This is a genomic window from Vibrio paucivorans (assembly GCF_054053395.1).
Map to the genome: position 1 here is coordinate 2,753,438 of NZ_CM133230.1, position 17,716 is coordinate 2,771,153.

General features: G+C 45.2%; 12 protein-coding genes. 10 read left to right on the forward strand and 2 right to left on the reverse strand.

Going from position 1 to position 17,716, the window contains the following annotated elements; all coding sequences use genetic code 11:
- Positions 1 to 499 precede the first annotated feature (499 nt).
- The 10 genes from ACXABW_RS12495 (at position 500) to ACXABW_RS12540 (ending at position 14,952) form a co-directional block, all read left to right on the forward strand.
- Complete coding sequence (locus tag ACXABW_RS12495) at positions 500 to 2,173, forward strand: ABC transporter substrate-binding protein (protein WP_265686068.1); 1,674 nt, start codon at positions 500 to 502, stop codon at positions 2,171 to 2,173.
- 167 nt (positions 2,174 to 2,340) lie between these two features.
- On the forward strand, positions 2,341 to 3,327 hold the full coding sequence (locus ACXABW_RS12500) for an ABC transporter permease (RefSeq protein ID WP_265686069.1): 987 nt from the start codon (positions 2,341 to 2,343) through the stop codon (positions 3,325 to 3,327).
- Between the two features lie 2 nt (positions 3,328 to 3,329).
- Positions 3,330 to 4,355, forward strand: coding sequence for an ABC transporter permease (locus tag ACXABW_RS12505; protein ID WP_265686070.1), 1,026 nt, complete (start codon positions 3,330 to 3,332; stop codon positions 4,353 to 4,355).
- 2 nt (positions 4,356 to 4,357) lie between these two features.
- Positions 4,358 to 5,341 carry an ABC transporter ATP-binding protein gene (locus tag ACXABW_RS12510; RefSeq protein ID WP_252028162.1) on the forward strand — a complete coding sequence of 328 codons (984 nt, stop codon included), beginning with the start codon at positions 4,358 to 4,360 and terminating at the stop codon, positions 5,339 to 5,341.
- A 45-nt stretch (positions 5,342 to 5,386) separates the two neighbouring features.
- Complete coding sequence (locus ACXABW_RS12515) at positions 5,387 to 6,382, forward strand: ABC transporter ATP-binding protein (protein ID WP_252028164.1); 996 nt, start codon at positions 5,387 to 5,389, stop codon at positions 6,380 to 6,382.
- Between the two features lie 86 nt (positions 6,383 to 6,468).
- The gene (locus ACXABW_RS12520) at positions 6,469 to 8,193 is read left to right on the forward strand and encodes a glycoside hydrolase family 9 protein (protein WP_457522976.1); all 1,725 of its coding nucleotides are present in this window, start codon (positions 6,469 to 6,471) and stop codon (positions 8,191 to 8,193) included.
- 2 nt (positions 8,194 to 8,195) lie between these two features.
- Positions 8,196 to 9,071 (forward strand): BadF/BadG/BcrA/BcrD ATPase family protein, encoded by an 876-nt coding sequence (locus ACXABW_RS12525; protein ID WP_457522977.1) that lies wholly within the window; start codon positions 8,196 to 8,198, stop codon positions 9,069 to 9,071.
- Positions 9,072 to 9,078: 7 nt separating this feature from the next.
- Positions 9,079 to 10,992, forward strand: a complete 1,914-nt coding sequence (locus tag ACXABW_RS12530) for a beta-N-acetylhexosaminidase (protein WP_457522978.1) — start codon at positions 9,079 to 9,081, stop codon at positions 10,990 to 10,992.
- A gap of 91 nt (positions 10,993 to 11,083) precedes the next feature.
- On the forward strand, positions 11,084 to 13,489 hold the full coding sequence (locus ACXABW_RS12535; protein WP_457522979.1) for a GH36-type glycosyl hydrolase domain-containing protein: 2,406 nt from the start codon (positions 11,084 to 11,086) through the stop codon (positions 13,487 to 13,489).
- A 50-nt stretch (positions 13,490 to 13,539) separates the two neighbouring features.
- The gene (locus tag ACXABW_RS12540) at positions 13,540 to 14,952 is read left to right on the forward strand and encodes a phosphoglucomutase/phosphomannomutase family protein (RefSeq protein WP_457522980.1); all 1,413 of its coding nucleotides are present in this window, start codon (positions 13,540 to 13,542) and stop codon (positions 14,950 to 14,952) included.
- Between the two features lie 72 nt (positions 14,953 to 15,024).
- On the opposite strand, the gene ACXABW_RS12545 is transcribed toward ACXABW_RS12540, so the two are convergent.
- Together ACXABW_RS12545 and ACXABW_RS12550 are read right to left on the reverse strand one after the other, a co-directional pair.
- A complete protein-coding gene (locus ACXABW_RS12545) occupies positions 15,025 to 16,053 on the reverse strand; it encodes an ABC transporter ATP-binding protein (protein WP_457522982.1) in 1,029 nt (342 codons plus the stop codon).
- Positions 16,053 to 17,678: an ABC transporter permease gene (locus ACXABW_RS12550; RefSeq protein WP_265686078.1), complete on the reverse strand. Its 1,626-nt coding sequence runs from the start codon at positions 17,676 to 17,678 to the stop codon at positions 16,053 to 16,055. The genes ACXABW_RS12545 and ACXABW_RS12550 overlap by 1 nt, the downstream gene beginning before the upstream one ends.
- Positions 17,679 to 17,716 lie beyond the last annotated feature (38 nt).

Here is a 17,716-nt window from a genome sequence, read left to right on the forward strand (position 1 = left end):
ATTTGGATAATATAGCTATCCAAAAACTACTATTAGGCTCATATTGCGAACCGAATCACAACAATACGGCAGATATAATTTCCACCTTTAAATTAACGTCACAACGCACAAGTGAGCGCGATCTCATTAAGTAAAAGAAAACATAAAACACCAAGTAAATAAAAGAACTGATAGTTAGCAACCACTTACAAACAAAGGCAGAAAGTGGTTAAAATGAGAGCTAGATCGTTAACGTAATTTTGAGCTCAAAGCACTCATTAAGCCATTTTTTAACGTTTATGACGACGCGCCAAGTGTTTTTAACGTTTTTAACGGGAATTGAAATTGCTTAATTGGCGGATTAGGTGTTTTCTTACTCATGCCGAAGGCCTACAGGCCACTCTAGCAGCTCAATTCCTCCGATTGATTTTGTGAAAAGAGGTAGGCCTTGGGAGAGTGTTAATCAATTGATGACATTCATATCCATTAGTGAAATGAAAGCAAATAGTAAGGAACAGCTATGCTTGCCAATATTAAAAAGACAGCACTAGCAGCAGCGGTAATTGCAGCTGCAGCAACAAGTGTTTCAGCGCCAGCCGCAGCACGTAGTGAACTAACAATCGTACCGGATTTTTACCCTACAATGGTACGTAACTTTAACCCGTACCTAGCAACTAACCTGCGTACTACTACAGACTTCATCTATGAGCCGCTAGTAGTATTTAACGAGATGCACGGTAACACTCCAGTGATGCGTCTTGCAGAAGACTTCCGTATGTCTGACGACCTAATGAGTGTTACTTTTGACATTCGTAAAGGCGTTAAGTGGTCTGATGGCGAAAGCTTCACTGCTGACGACGTTGTATATTCATACAACCTTCTAAAAGACAAGCCAGAACTTGATCAACGCGGTATCAACAAGTGGGTCACTAGCGTTGAGAAGCTAAACGATTACCAAGTTCGTTTCCGTCTAACTGAAGCAAACTCAAACGTACCATACGAAATCTCTCTAGTTCCAATCGTAGCTGAGCACGTATGGAAAGACGTAAAAGATCCAACAACCTTTACTAACGAAAACCCTGTAGGTACTGGTCCTTTCACAGAGATTGACACGTTTACTCCTCAGCTTTACATCCAGTGTGAAAACCCTAACTACTGGGATGCAGCAAACCTAGACGTAGACTGTCTACGTGTTCCTCAGATTGCTAACAACGACCAACTACTTGGTAAGATTGTAAACTCTGAACTAGACTGGACTTCTTCTTTCGTACCAGATATCGATCGTACTTACGCTGCAGCAAGTCCTAAGCACCACTACTGGTACCCACCAGCAGGTACTCAAGCATTCGTAGTAAACTTCAAGAACCCAGATTCTGCTAAAAACGAAGCGCTAACTAACGTAGACTTCCGTCGTGCGTTCTCAATGGCACTTGACCGTCAAACTATCATCGATATTGCGTTCTACGGTGGTGGTACTGTGAATGATTTCGCATCTGGTCTTGGCTACGCATTCGAAGCTTGGTCTGATGAGAAAACTCACAACGAATACAAAGGCTTCAACACTTACAACGCTGAAGGCGCTAAAGCTCTACTAGCTAAAGCAGGCTTCAAAGACGTAAATGGCGATGGCTTTGTTGACACTCCATCAGGTAAAACGTTTGAGCTATCAATTCAATCTCCAAACGGTTGGACTGACTTCAACAACACTGTACAGCTAGCAGTAGAACAGCTAACTGAAGTAGGTATCAAAGCGAAAGCGGCAACTCCAGACTTCGCTGTATACAACGAAGCAATGCTGAAAGGTACTTACGACGTTGCATACACTAACTACTTCCACGGTGCTGATCCACACCTATACTGGAACAGTGCATACAACTCTTCACTACAAGGTGGTGAAGGTATGCCTCGCTTCGCGATGCACTTCTACAAGAACGAGAAACTAGACAACCTTCTAGACAGCTTCTACAAAACAGCTGACAAGAACGAACAGCTAGCTATCGCTCACGGTATTCAGCAAATCATCGCAGCTGACCAAGTAACAATCCCTGTAATGTCTGGTGCTTACATGTACCAATACAATACAACACGATTCACTGGTTGGTGGAACGAAGAAAATCCTAAGGGCCGTCCAAACATCTGGGCTGGTATCCCTGAGCGTCTACTACACGTACTGGACCTAAAACCAGTTAAGTAAGTAGAAGTTCATTCCTCGCGGCATACATTCCGTATGCCGCAATTAAAATCCCCTGCTGATATTCGTTATGTGGCGCTCGTCGTCAGGGGGTTTTTCGCTCTAAATTTTCGCTAGGGGCGACCTGAAACCAGAAACAGGGAAAAATCTGGGTGAGTAAGGTGTGAGTTATGGGTTATTTTTTAAGACGTTTGTCATTTTATTTGGTTGCGCTTTTAGTTGCTGCAACGCTTAACTTTATTATTCCGCGCGCAATGCCCGGGGATCCAGTTACCATGATGTTCGCGAACGCGACTACTCAGGTAACTCCAGAACGTATTGAAGCAATGAAACAACTACTTGGTTTCGTTGATGGCCCTATTTGGGTTCAATACTTAACATACATGAAAAGTATTCTGAGTTGGGAACTTGGTATTTCAATCAAGTTTTATCCACTGACTGTAAACGAGCTACTTGGTAGTGCGTTTGGTTGGTCGCTATTTTTAGCGGGTACAGCAGTAATTCTTTCTTTCTCTCTTGGCTCAATATTAGGCATTTTTGCTGCTTGGAAACGTGGCAGTAAATACGATGCCTTTGTAACGCCAGGCATGCTTATTCTCCAAGCGGTTCCTCAAGTAGTAATCGCTATGATCGCGCTATTTACCTTTGCCATTGGGCTGAAATGGTTCCCAACGGGTTATGCATATACGGCAGGTACTACTCCAGATTGGACAAGTTGGGAGTTCATCAAAGACGTCGCTTACCACGCAATTCTACCTTTAATCTGTGCATCAATTGTTCAAGTCGGTGGCTTCTTGGTGAACATGCGTAACAACATGATCAACTTACTCGCTGAAGATTACATCACTATGGCGAAAGGCAAAGGCCTAAGCGAAAACCGAGTTGTCTTCAACTACGCAGCACGTAATGCTCTACTACCAAGTGTTACCGCTCTTTCTATGTCACTAGGTATGGCTATTGGTGGTCAGCTGATTATCGAAATCATCTTTAACTACCCTGGTTTAGGTAGTGTTCTATTCAACGCGATAAACGCTCGTGACTACCAAGTACTTCAAGGTCAGCTACTAATCATGACGCTATTCATGCTGTTCTTTAACCTAGTTGCCGACATGCTTTATGTTGTTCTAGACCCTCGCCTACGTAAGGGAGGTAAATAATCATGAAAGATTTTCTTAAACTAATTTGGCGTAACCCAATGGCACTAACGGGCGTTGTCATCTTATCGGTATTCATCTTTATAGCACTGGCTGCTCCACTGATTACTAAACACGCTCCAGACAAACGTACGGGCAACCCGCACGAATATCCAGCCTTCGTAACTAAGGCTGCTAAGGACAACCCAAATGGGTTCATCGCTGAAAACTTAGCAACGGACCGTCGTACTTTGATCATGTCTAAGAAACAAGATCACGTATTGGGCACAACTCGTATGGGTCGCGATGTATGGTCACAGGTAGCTTATGGAGCACGTGTTTCATTAGCCGTAGGCTTTGGTGCGGGTATCACTGTATGTTTCCTAGCAACAGTAATCGGTGTTTCCGCGGGGTACTTTGGTGGCCGAGTAGATGACGTGTTGACCGCAGCCATGAACATCATGCTGGTTATTCCACAATACCCCCTCCTATTCGTCGTAGCAGCATTTATCGGTGAGGCAGGGCCACTCACTATAACCTTGGTCATAGGCTTTATGTCCTGGGCTTGGGGCGCACGTGTAGTTCGTTCGCAAACCTTAGCTCTACGTGAAAAAGAGTTTGTTAAAGCAGCTGAAGTGCTTGGTGAATCTTCATTCCGTATCATTTTCGTAGAGATTTTGCCAAACCTGATTTCTATTGTGGGCGCAAGTTTCATCGGCTCGGTAATGTACGCAATCATGATGGAAGCAACTTTGTCATTCCTTGGCCTAGGTAACCCGAACACTATTAGCTGGGGCATCATGCTGTACAACGTACAAACCTCATCATCAATGCTTATTGGCGCTTGGTGGGAATTACTGGCTCCTTGTCTAGCCCTAACTATTCTCGTGACAGGTCTTGCACTACTTAACTTTGCGGTCGATGAAATCGCTAACCCGCAGCTTCGTTCTCACAAAGGTATGAAGCGTTGGAAAAAGCTAGCATCACAAGACAAAACTGAGCGTGAACCAGAACTAGCACCTCAAAATGCACTTTGGAGCGGAGATAAATAACCATGACTGAACCACTAATTTCTATCCGCAACCTATGTGTTGACTACATTACAGACGCGGGCGATGTCCGCGCATGTAACAACGTGAGTTTCGATCTTGCGCCAGGCGAAGTCTTTGGCCTTGCTGGTGAGTCAGGTTGTGGTAAATCCACTGTCGCATTCTCACTAATGCGTCTACATAAGCCGCCTGCGTTTATTACCGGTGGTGAGGTTATCTTCAATGGTGAAGATATCCTTAAATACAGCGATGAACGCATGCAAGCATTTCGCTGGAGCGAAATGTCGATGGTATTCCAGAGTGCGATGAACGCTCTGAACCCAGTACTAACAATGGAAGAGCAATTTTGTGACGTAATTATGCGCCACACCAGTATGACGCGTGAACAAGCTAAACGTCGCGCTGAAGGCTTGTTAGAAATTGTTGATATTCACCCAAGCCGCTTGAATGACTACCCACACCAGTTCTCTGGTGGTATGCGTCAGCGCCTAGTGATCGCAATTGCATTGGCTCTAAACCCGAAAATGATCATCATGGATGAGCCAACTACGGCACTAGATGTAGTCGTACAGCGTGAAATTCTACAAAAAATTTATGCGCTAAAAGAAGAGTTTGGCTTCTCGATCTTATTCATCACTCACGATTTATCGTTGATGGTCGAGTTCTCAGACCGAATCGGCATTATGTACTCAGGTGAGTTAATTGAAGTCGCTCCATCGAAAGAGATTCTACAAAGCCCATACCACCCTTACACCAAAGGGTTGGGTAGCTCTTTCCCTCCACTAACCGGCCCGAAAACTAAGCTAACTGGTATTCCAGGTAATCCACTGAACTTACTTGAAATCCCGCAAGGCTGTCGCTTCCAAGCGCGTTGTGACCGAGTACATGAAGCCTGTACAAAAGTACCAACTAGCCTGCGTCAAATCGAGCCAAACCGTTTATCCAACTGCCACCTTTACGGTGAGCCAATTGCTCAAGCAAAAGTGTAAACAGCAATAAGAAAGATAACGAAGCAATAGTTTCTGGAGACAATTATGAGCAAACAGTATGGCGAGCTACTTATCGAAGGGAAAAACGTCGTAAAAGACTTTCCGCTAAACAGTAACTCAATCAAACAAAGTAAGATGCGTGCAATCAACGACGTGTCGTTCAAAATGTACAAAGGCCGCGGCCTGTCTGTAGTCGGTGAATCTGGTTCTGGTAAATCCACCACTGCAAAAATGATTGCAAAGATGTATGCACCAACAGATGGCGTCATCGAGTACAAAGGACGTGATATCCAAGATATCACGGCTAAAAAAGACCTAATGCACTACCGTGAAGGCGTGCAAATGGTATGGCAAGACCCGTTTGGTTCACTCAACCCAACGCACAATATCTTCCACCATATTGCGAGACCACTTCTTATCCATAAGAAGGTATCTCCTGGCAACAAAAAAGAGCTAGAAGAACGCGTATATGACCTTCTTGAACAAGTCGGCCTAATCCCACCAAAAGAGACTGCTGCAAAGTTCCCTCACCAACTATCAGGTGGTCAGCGTCAACGTGTCAATTTAGCGCGTAACATCGCTGTAGGAGCAGAGGTCGTACTGGCTGACGAACCAACCTCGATGCTAGATGTATCGATTCGTGCTGGCGTACTCAACTTGATGGAAGAAATGAAGTTTGAGAAGCAAATGTCGTTACTTTACATCACACACGACATCGCAACCGCTCGTTATATCGCAGAAGATCTTGCCGTAATGTACGTCGGCCACATGGTCGAATGGGGTGACACTGAAGAGATCATCCACGATCCTCAGCATCCTTACACCCAACTTCTTGTCTCTGCTGTACCTGATCCAAGTAAGTCTATTCATGAAAAGCTTAAAGGTAATAAAGGTGAGATTCCGCTGTGGACGCCAGAATCAGTAGGCTGCCCATTTGCCGGCCGATGTACGCATGCAACTGATAAATGTCGTGAGCGTTTACCTGGAGTTACTCAGCTATCTGACAACCACTTTGTGCGTTGTTATTTATACGAAAACTAAGCAATACCAAACTTAAAGTCACAAAAACTGGAGCCAGAGAACCTGGCTCCAAAACAAAAATAATAATAGATTCCCGGAGAACGTTAATGCTGCTACTCACTAACCACATAGGTTATGAAACCCAAGGCCCCAAACAAGCGATTATCATGACGAAAAAGCCTCGTCTTTCGTCTTACAGCGCTTTGCTGGTATGTGCTAATAGCCATCAAACGGTTTCTAATATCGATGTAGAGAAGCATGGCACTGTAGCCGAGTGGCACCAAGGAAACTTCTATACCGCTGACTTTTCAACGTTCCACCAACCTGGGCAATACTATATTCGCTTCGATAACATTCGTTCTGAAGTCTTTGAAATCAGCAACGGTTTATTGATGCACAACACTTTCTCAGATGTTTTACATTACTTTAAGTCCCAACGTTGTGGCGGGATTTTTGACCAACAAGATAAGCAAGTACCGCTGCTAGGCACAAATACCACTGCCGATGTGCGTGGCGGCTGGTACGATGCTTCTGGTGACGTGAGCAAGTACCTCAGTCACCTCTCTTATTCTAATTTTCTTAACCCTCAGCAAACACCAATGGTGGTGTGGAACATGCTTGCGGGATTAGAGCTTTTACAAAACCACTCAGATTTTGCACCGTTTTCTCGCACCCGCCTTAAGGAAGAGGCTTTGTTTGGTGCTGACTTCTTAGTGCGGATGCAAAATTCTGAGGGTTTTTTCTACATGACAGTCTTTGACAAATGGAGCAAAGACATAAAGCAACGGGAGATCTGTGCCTACGCTACCCAAGATGGCCATAAGTCTGATGATTTTCAGGCTGGTTTTCGACAAGGTGGCGGCGTATCAATTGCAGCCCTAGCCTCCGCTGCACGATTAGATGTTCATGGCGATTTTACTCAGCTGGAATATCTCTCTGCGGCCGAACTGGGTTACTGGCACTTAAAGGAGTACAACACACATTACCTCAATGATAATCAAGAAAATATCATTGATGAGTATTGCGCGTTATTGGCAGCGGTAGAACTGTACCGTAGCACCTCACATCAAAAATATTTAACTGAATCTAGAGAATGGGCTCTACGACTAATATCGCGCCAACAGTCTGACGAGCAATTTGAAGGATTCTGGTCGGCCAACAGTGATGGTAGCCGCCCATACTACCATGCTGCTGAGGCTGGCCTTCCTGTTATCTCACTCATTCAGTACTTAAACATTGAAACCAACAGTGAACTATCAGCGCAGACACAACGCGCCATTGAATCAGCCTGCCAATTTGAACTGACCATTTCTCAAAAAGCCACTAACCCATTTGGCTACCCTCGCCAGTACATCAAGCCAGTTGACGGGCCCAAGCAAGATGCTTTCTTTATCGCTCACAACAACGAAAGTGGCTACTGGTGGCAGGGTGAAAATGCTCGCATCGCATCATTAGCAAGCATGGCATACATGGCACAAACGGTAATATCAGATGAAGCACTCAAGCAACAACTAGCAATATTTGCTCAAAACTCTCTGAACTGGATTGTCGGCTTAAACCCATATGATATGTGCATGCTAGATGGCCATGGACATAACAACCCAGATTATCTACCACAGCTAGGGTTCTTCAATGCTAAAGGTGGTGTATGTAATGGTATTACGGCCGGATTCGACAACGAAGCCGACATCGCCTTTAACCCACCAGCGCAAAAAGATGACATGTTACAAAACTGGCGTTGGGGAGAGCAGTGGATTCCTCATGGAGCCTGGTACCTACTAGCCATTATGGCTCAATACCAGCATGTCTCGACACCACAAGAGGAGCTGTAATTATGGCGACTTATTATGTTGGAATAGACGGTGGTGGCACTTCTTGCCGAGCAAGAATACGAGATGAAAATGGTGTGCTAATCGGTGAAGCGAAGAGTGGCAGCGCCAACATTTTGCTTGGTGTTGATACCGCAATGGCTTCAATTCAAGAGGCCATCATTCAAGCAGCACAAACAGGCGGGTTATCAGATAAAGATTTCTGCGCGATGCACCTTGGATTAGTCTTAGCTGGCGCAGAACAGAAGTCGGCATGGCAAGACTTCATGTCACAAGAACACCCTTTTGCGAGCATGACACTCAATACCGATGCTTATGGCGCCTGTATTGGAGCTCACAACGGTGATGATGGCGCGATCATGATTGCTGGTACAGGTTCATGCGGCATCTACCTCAATTCAGGGCAGCAGCATGTGGTTGGGGGACGAGAATTCCCAATTTCAGATCAAGGTGGTGGCGCAGTAATGGGGCTACGCCTAATTCAGAAAGTGTTACTGATTCAAGACGGAATTGGTGAGCCCTGCCAGCTATCTCAGTATGTCATGAAGCACTTTTCAGATGATGTAGACAATATCGTCGCTTGGTCTAAAACGGCAATTCCGAAAGACTATGGACAATTTTCACCAGCCATTTTTGAGCATGCCCAAAATGGAGACTACCTTGCTATCGATATGCTGCAGCAAACGGCAGCGGACATCGAGATGTTCCTAGTCGCTTTACATCGTAAAGGCGCTAACCGCATCTGCCTAATGGGCAGTATCGCTGAGCGTATACTTGCTTGGCTTTCCCCACCAGTTCAACAGTGGATTGTTTCCCCTCAGTTCGATGCAATTGAAGGTGGAATAATGATCGCTGGTAAACCTGAACACAATTTGTATTGAGGTTGATATGAGTTTCCGAGTTGATTTGGCCGTAGTATCAGAACAAAAGCAATTTTGTCGCTTTGGCCTAACCGTCCATAACTTAAGTGATCAGGACATCCATAACTGGTCACTGACATTTGTCATTGATCGCTTCATCTCTCCAGATAGTGTTACGAATGCCGCACTTTCTCAAGTTGGCAGCTTCTGTACTCTTGAGCCAAACAACACACACCTAAAGGCCAATGCACATTTTTACTGCGAATTTAGCATTACAACCGCACCACTTCGTTTCTACACCGATGGAATCAAAGATGCCTTTATACAATTCAACAACTCAAGTGCTCGCCACCCAGTAGTTGTCACTCCTATCGTATTGGCTTCGCCATACAAGGAAAGGACCCACATTACACCTGTCGATGCCGCCACTCTTAATATTATTCCTAAGCCGAATCAATACGAGATTTATGACGGGCAATATACGCTTTCAAACGACAGTCAAATCACGCTACAGGCATCAGGAGCGGAAGAAGCCGCTAACTGGTTACAGCAAGAATTGTCTTCACTGTTTGACTTTAAAATGAAGCCGATAGGTAAAGGCGACATATTATATCGAACCAACCCCACTCTGGATGAAGGTGAGTACCAGCTCATCGTCGACCGCTTTGGTGTCCGATTAGAAGCGGGGTCTGCGAGCGGTTTTGTTCACGCGAGCGCAACGTTACTCCAGGCCCTAACTCGTTGCGCTGAGCCTAACCAACTCACAATTCCCTACCTCAAGATCGTTGATTCTCCTCGGTTTAAGTACCGAGGCATGATGTTAGATTGTTCAAGACACTTTCATCCTGTAGAGCGTGTAAAGCGTTTAATCAATAACTTGGCCCATTACAAATTTAACACCTTCCACTGGCACCTAACCGATGACGAAGGTTGGCGTATCGAGATCAAAGCATTTCCGGAACTAACCCAAGTGGGTTCGACACGCTCAGTGGATAGCCCTTTAGTTCCTCAGTTTAGTACGATCAGTGAAGAGTACAGCGGCTTCTATAGCCAAGCAGAAATCAAACAAGTCGTCGCTTATGCCGAGCAGCGTGGTATTACCATCATTCCGGAAATTGATGTACCAGGACACTGCCGCGCGGCGATTAAGTCACTGCCTCATTTATTGGTCGATGATGAAGACCACTCACAATATCGCAGTATCCAAAACTACAACGACAACGTGCTCTCTCCTGCAATTCCTGGCACTTATTTATTCCTAGATAAAGTTCTGGAAGAAGTGGCTGAATTGTTCCCATCAAAATGGGTTCATATTGGCGCTGATGAAGTGCCATCTGGGGTTTGGGAAGAAAGCCAAAAGTGCCAAGCACTTATGCAAGAACATGGCTACAGCGACACCAAAGAGCTTCAAGGACATTTACTACGTTACGCTGAGAAAAAACTGCGCTCACTCGGCAAACGAATGGTTGGCTGGGAAGAAGCTCAACATGGAGACAAAGTAAGTAAAGATACCGTGATTTACTCTTGGTTAAGTGAAGAAGCAGCTTTGAAATGCGCTAAACAAGGCTTCGATGTCATTCTTCAGCCAGGCCAATACACCTACCTTGATATGGCTCAGGACTACGCACCTGAAGAACCGGGAGTTGATTGGGCTAACGTGATCCCACTAGAGCATGCTTACCGGTATGAGCCACTAGCCGAACTCGATGACCAAGACCCGATAAAAAAACGCGTACTCGGTATTCAGTGTGCTCTGTGGTGTGAAATCGTCAACAACCAACAGCGTATGGATTACATGATATTCCCAAGGCTTACAGCAATTGCTGAGGCATGTTGGACACAAAACACTCAGCGTAATTGGGAAGATTACTTATCACGTTTGAAAGGGCATTTGTCGCTGCTTAACAAGCAAGGCATCAACTACCGTTCACCGTGGAAATAAACAACAAGCCAAAGAGTGTTTGCACTCTTAGAGGTTTTCACTAGCAAAATTTTGGTTGTGACATTCACAACTTATTTAAAAGGAAAGAACAATGAAATACGGCTATTTCGACAATGAGAATCGCGAATACGTCATCACTCGCCCAGACGTACCCGCTCCATGGACTAACTACCTAGGTACCGAGAAGTTTTGTACGGTAATTTCTCACAACGCGGGTGGCTACTCGTTCTACAATTCACCAGAATACAATCGTGTGACCAAATTTCGCCCGAATGCGACCTTTGATCGCCCTGGACACTATGTCTACTTGAGAGATGACCAAACAGGCGATTACTGGTCTATCTCTTGGCAACCTGTTGCTAAAAGCCTAGATGAAGCAAACTATGAAGTTCGTCATGGCCTGTCTTACTCTAAGTTTAAGTGTGAGTACAACGGTATCACTGCGACTAAGACGCTATTTGTTCCTAAAGGCGAAGACGCGGAGGTTTGGGATGTCGTGATCAAAAATACCTCGGACAAACCACGCACTATCAGTGCATTTTCGTTTGTCGAGTTTTCATTTAGCCATATCGCCTCTGATAACCAAAACCATCAGATGTCTCTCTACTCTGCAGGCACTGAATACAAAGATGGTGTTATCGAGTATGACTTGTACTACAACACCAATGATTTCGAAGGTTTCTACTACCTAGCATCAACATTCGACCCAGACTCATACGACGGTCAACGTGACAGCTTCCTAGGTCTATACCGTGACGAAGCAAACCCAATCGCAGTTGAACAAGGTAAATGTACTAACTCTGCTCAAACTTGTTACAACCACTGTGGTTCACTGCACAAACAATTTGTTATCCAACCAGGTGAAGAAGTTCGTTTTGCTTACGTACTAGGTATTGGTAAAGGCAATGGTGCTCGCCTGCGTGAGAAATACCAAGACCTAGCCAACGTTGACGCTGCATTTGCAGGCATCAAAGCACACTGGGATGAGCGCTGTGACAAGTTCCAAGTAAAATCTCCAAACGAAGGTCTAGACACGATGATCAATGCTTGGACCCTATACCAAGCAGAAACTTGTGTGGTTTGGTCTCGCTTTGCATCATTCATTGAAGTCGGTGGACGTACTGGCCTTGGTTACCGAGATACAGCCCAAGATGCGATTTCGGTTCCTCATGCTAACCCAGAAATGACCCGTAAACGTATCGTTGACCTACTTCGTGGACAAGTAAAAGCCGGTTATGGCCTGCACTTATTTGATCCTGACTGGTTTGATCCTGAGAAAGCAGACGTTGAGCCTTCCAAGTCTCCAACGGTTGTACCTACACCATCAGATGACGACAAAATTCATGGTATTGAAGATACTTGTTCAGACGATCATCTTTGGATTGTCCCAACCATCTGTAAGTACGTAATGGAAACTGGTGAACATCACTTCTTTGACGAAGTCATTCCATACGCAGACGGTGGTGATGCGACTGTGTATGAGCACATGAAAGCAGCGCTCGATTTCTCGGCAGAGTACGTAGGACAAACAGGCATCTGTAAAGGTCTACGTGCAGACTGGAACGACTGCTTGAACTTAGGCGGCGGTGAATCTTCGATGGTGTCTTTCCTACATTTCTGGGCACTACAGGAGTTTATTGACCTAGCGAAATTCCGTGGAAACGAAGCGGACGTAACGAAATACACAGAGATGGCAGCCAACGTTCGTGAAGCGTGTGAGACTCACCTGTGGGATGACGAAGGTGGTTGGTATATCCGAGGCCTAACTAAAGATGGCGATAAGATCGGTACTGCTCAACAAACCGAAGGTCGTATTCACCTAGAGTCAAACACACTTGCTGTTTTATCAGGTGCTGTATCTCAAGAACGTGGTGAAAAAGCAATGGATGCCGTTGATGAGAACCTGTTCTCTGAGTACGGCCTACATCTAAATGCTCCTTCATTTGCAACTCCGAATGATGACATTGGTTTCGTTACTCGCGTATACCAAGGTGTGAAAGAAAATGGCGCCATCTTCTCACACCCTAACCCATGGGCATGGGTAGCCGAAGCGAAACTAGGCCGCGGTGATCGTGCGATGAAGTTCTACGATGCACTAAACCCTTACAACCAAAACGACATCATCGAAAAGCGTATCGCTGAACCGTACTCCTACGTTCAGTTCATCATGGGACGCGATCACCAAGATCATGGTCGTGCTAACCACCCATGGTTAACTGGTACATCGGGCTGGGCATACTTTGCGGTGACCAACTTCATTCTAGGTGTACGTACTGGCTTCGAAGGTTTAACAGTCGACCCTTGTATTCCAACGAACTGGCCAGGTTTTGAAGTGACTCGTCAATGGCGTGGCGCGACATACAACATCAAAGTACAAAACCCAGACTCAGTAAGTAAGGGAGTGAAATCGATCACCGTCAACGGCGAAGCAGTGACTGGAGCGATTCCTGTACTAACAGAAGGCAGCGTAAACGACGTAGTGGTTGTTCTGGGCTAAGAATCAATAAGGCGCTAATTTTAGCGCCTTTTTCTACAAGGATTAGAGAAATGATTAAATTTGGTACTGGTGGTTGGCGCGCATTCATTGGTGAGGAGTTCACTAAAGATAACGTACGCCTAGTAGCGCAGGCACTTGCCAACATCATTAACAATGAGAATGCAGCAGGCAACGGTTTTGTTATCGGTTACGACCGTCGCTTTCTTTCAGACAAAGCGGGCCAATGGTTTGCTGAAGTTCTGGCAGCGAATAGCATCACTGTCAGCTTTATCGACAAGTTTGTTCCTACCCCAATCGTAATGTTCAAAGCGAAAGAAATGGGCTGTGCATACTCTGCATGCATCACGGCTTCACATAACCCTGCCGACTATAATGGTGTAAAAATCTTCATTGAAGGTGGCCGTGACGCTGACGAAATCATTACACAAAAGATTGAGCAGCAAATTTCTGTATTGAAACAAGAAGATGTTAAGTCTGTCGATTTCGAACAATCGGTTAACGATCAAGCCGTTGTCATCATCAACCCAATGAACGAATTCGTTGATTCGATCATTGATTTTGTCGATATCGAAGCCATCAAAAAAGCCAACTTACGTGTGCTAATCGACCCAATGTTTGGTGTGGCTAAAAATGCTCTACAGACTGTATTGATCAATGGCCGCTGTGATGTTGATGTGATCAACGACGGCAAGAACCCCGATTTCGGTGGCTTAATGCCGTCACCAAGTGCCGCAACTCTGTACCGACTAAAACACTTAGTTGCCGCTGAAGGTTATGATATTGGTATCGGTACAGATGGTGATGCGGATAGACTTGGCATTATCGACGAAAAAGGCAACTTTATTCACCCGAACGAAGTACTGATTCTGTTGTACTACTACTTGCTAGAGTACAAAGGCTGGAAAGGCTCTGTAGTACGCAATATTGCCACTACCCATATTCTCGATAAGATTGCCGCAGATCATGGAGAGAAGAGCTTTGAAGTACCTGTTGGCTTTAAGCACATTAGCTCGCAGATGGAAGCAGACGATTCCCTCATCGGTGGAGAAAGCTCTGGCGGTCTAACCATCCGAGGCCATATTAAAGGCAAGGATGGTGTCTTCGCTTCCAGTCTATTGGTTGAGATGATTTCCGTGACAGGCAAAAAACTATCAGAGCTGCTTGGAGAGATTTACGGTAAATACGGATACGCATACACCGCAGAGGGTGACTGCACATTTAAACCAACTCAGAAACAAGCTTTGTATGACAAGATTTATGTCGAGAAGCAGCTACCACAGTTTGAATATGAGATCGAGAAAGTCAGCTACGAAGATGGCGCGAAAGTCTACTTCAAAAACGGCGGCTGGGTTATTGCACGTTTCTCTGGTACAGAGCCATTGCTACGAATTTTTGCAGAAATGCAAGATAAAGACACTGCGGAACGTGTTCTTCAACAGGTAAAAGACTTCTTGTCTTTGTAATTACCCGACCACTTGCTCTTACGAGCACCCTATAGGTGAAGAACACTTGCCCGGCGAAAGCCGGGCTTTTTTCTAGAAGGCTAAGATTCCGTTAGTGTTCACTTTCACCGACACCATTTGACCAAGGTTCAGCGCTTCACTTGAACTTGCCAATAATTTGCTGCCACTCGCATCAATCACATAGCGACAATGGTCACCCATAAACTGTTGTTCAAGCACACGAACACTACTGTCTTCTGTTGAACTAATTTGAATGTGTTGTGGACGCAATAGCAACTCGCATTGAGTATCGACATCAATATGTTGCTGAGCTTTTGCTTCCACCACCCCTAGCTCGGTTTGATATTCAGATTCAGAAATACGTTTAGCTGGTAAGTAACTCCCGCCCCCTAAGAAATCTGCAACGAACTTACTCGATGGGTGGTAATACAACTCTGTTGCGGTGCCGTACTGCTCAATAACACCATTATTCATTACCGCCATCTTGTCGGAAAACGCAAAAGCTTCCTCGCGACTGTGTGTAACGAAAATCGCTGTCACACCTTGCGCTTTAAAGATCTTGCGAATTTCACCAATCAACTTATGGCGAACTTGTGTATCAATATTAGAAAATGGCTCATCTAACAATAGGAGATCGGGCTTATACGCCAAAGAGCGGGCGATGGCTACACGCTGCTGTTGACCACCAGACAATTGGTGCGGGAAGCGGTCACCGTAATCAGCAAGACGTACTAAGTGAAGCATTTCACTCACTTTCTCCTGCTTTTCTTGTACGCTGATATTCCTTAATCCAAACGCGATATTTTCAGCAACGGTGAGATGAGGAAAAAGGGCGTAATCTTGAAATATCATGCCAATGTTACGTTGCTCAGGAGGTAGCCAATTGTCACCATCATCAATGGTCATGCAGTTTAAGCTCATCGTTCCTGAACTTAACGGCAAAAGACCAGCAATCGCTTTCAACAAAGTGGTTTTGCCGCATCCACTAGCCCCCAACAAACAAACGATCTCGCCATGCTCAACATTTAAAGATAGTGACTCTAAGATGGTCTGAGACTCATATTTACATGTCAGGTTTTGAATTGATAACGCACAGCTCATTAGTGGGATTGCTCCAAGGAACGGTTAACAACAACAAGTGGAATCAAACCCACTAACACAAGAAGTACAGCCGGCATTGCCGCCAACTCTAGATGCTCATCAGAAGCATAGTTAAATACATAAGTCGCCAAGGTTTCAAAGTTGAACGGACGAAGCAACAAAGCGGCATTAAGCTCTTTCATTGACTCTATGAACACAAGCAAACCTGCAATCAATGCTCCACGACGAATAAGTGGTAAATGTATCCGACGGAGCATTTGATTTGAGTTACACCCCATGGTGCGAGAAGCCATATCCAAAGACGGCGACACTTTATTTAGGCTACTTTCAATACTGCCAATCGCGACCGCAGAAAAACGCACCACCAGAGCGAATATAAGCGCGAACATTGACCCCGAGAAGATCAAACCCGGTCTGCCCCACTCCATTGCTCTAGCGATATCATTCACAAAGTGATCCATGAACAGTACCGGCACCATCACACCAATGGCTAAAACCGTTCCAGGTACGGCATAGCCCATCGACGATAGACGCATGAACGCTAAACTACGGCGCGTTGGACTCACTCGATGGCAAAAATTAACGATAAGGGCAATGGCAACACCAATAAATGCAGCCGCGAACGAAACTTGTAAACTATTGATTGCGTACTGCTTAAACTCCGCCGTCCAGCTTTGTTCGAAGTATTTGTAAGCATAGATACAAAGCTGAAGTAACGGGAATATAAATGCCACCGAGACTAATCCCCAACACCAACTTAGCGCTGCCCACTTTTTCCAACCTTTCAGTTCATAACGAAAATCTTCTCGGCTGCTAAATTGGCTTTGGAAGAGTTTCTGCTTACGTCGGCTGTATCTTTCAGCACTTAAAAATAGCAGGACAAATATCAACATAATCGCAGATATTTTGGCCGCAGCACTGAGGCTAGAATATCCGAGCCAAGTATCGTAAACGGCGGTCGTCAATGTACTCACGGCAAAATAGTTCACCGTGCCAAAGTCGCCGATGGTTTCCATTGCAACCAACGACAAGCCTACAGCGATAGATGGGCGGACAAGCGGCAAAGAAATTCGTCTAAAGCTTTCCCAAGGTGAACACTTCAACAATCGAGCAGATTGAAGCAAAGAGACATTCTGCTCCATGAAGGCGGCACGGCATAACAGGTAAACGTAAGGATAAAGTACCAACGCCAACACAATCGTTGCGCCCGTTAAAGTACGTATATCAGGGAACCAGTATTCACCAGGCCCCCACCCTGTCATATCTCGCAGTAGGATCTGAATCGGCCCGGCGAAATCAAACCAATCGGTAAAAATGTATCCCACGATATAGCCCGGCATCGCAAGAGGCAGAACTAATGCCCATTGTAATACGCGCTCTGATGGAAGTTTGCACATCGCCATCAACCAAGCACTAGGGATACCGAACACCAAGGAAAGTGCCATCACTCCTACAACAAGAGTAATAGTGTTAGTGGTGTAGGTTGGAAGTACCGTTGACATCAGATGAGGGAAAATATCATCAGTGTCACCGATAGCCGTATAGAAGATCGCTAAGATCGGCAAAACCAGTAGTAGAGCCAAGCTCGCACTACTGGTTTTCCATAAGAAATTTTTTTCTTTCATCGCCTAATTACAACAAGGCTGTATGAAACACAAATGCC

Excerpts from the sequence above, each read along its gene's own strand:
- ACXABW_RS12495 (WP_265686068.1), top strand. The coding sequence starts at position 500 with ATGCTTGCCAATATTAAAAAGACAGCACTAGCAGCAGCGGTAATTGCA.
- ACXABW_RS12500 (WP_265686069.1), top strand. The coding sequence starts at position 2,341 with ATGGGTTATTTTTTAAGACGTTTGTCATTTTATTTGGTTGCGCTTTTA.
- ACXABW_RS12505 (WP_265686070.1), top strand. The coding sequence starts at position 3,330 with ATGAAAGATTTTCTTAAACTAATTTGGCGTAACCCAATGGCACTAACG.
- ACXABW_RS12510 (WP_252028162.1), top strand. The coding sequence starts at position 4,358 with ATGACTGAACCACTAATTTCTATCCGCAACCTATGTGTTGACTACATT.
- ACXABW_RS12515 (WP_252028164.1), top strand. The coding sequence starts at position 5,387 with ATGAGCAAACAGTATGGCGAGCTACTTATCGAAGGGAAAAACGTCGTA.
- ACXABW_RS12520 (WP_457522976.1), top strand. The coding sequence starts at position 6,469 with ATGCTGCTACTCACTAACCACATAGGTTATGAAACCCAAGGCCCCAAA.
- ACXABW_RS12525 (WP_457522977.1), top strand. The coding sequence starts at position 8,196 with ATGGCGACTTATTATGTTGGAATAGACGGTGGTGGCACTTCTTGCCGA.
- ACXABW_RS12530 (WP_457522978.1), top strand. The coding sequence starts at position 9,079 with ATGAGTTTCCGAGTTGATTTGGCCGTAGTATCAGAACAAAAGCAATTT.
- ACXABW_RS12535 (WP_457522979.1), top strand. The coding sequence starts at position 11,084 with ATGAAATACGGCTATTTCGACAATGAGAATCGCGAATACGTCATCACT.
- ACXABW_RS12540 (WP_457522980.1), top strand. The coding sequence starts at position 13,540 with ATGATTAAATTTGGTACTGGTGGTTGGCGCGCATTCATTGGTGAGGAG.
- ACXABW_RS12545 (WP_457522982.1), bottom strand. The coding sequence starts at position 16,053 with ATGAGCTGTGCGTTATCAATTCAAAACCTGACATGTAAATATGAGTCT.
- ACXABW_RS12550 (WP_265686078.1), bottom strand. The coding sequence starts at position 17,678 with ATGAAAGAAAAAAATTTCTTATGGAAAACCAGTAGTGCGAGCTTGGCT.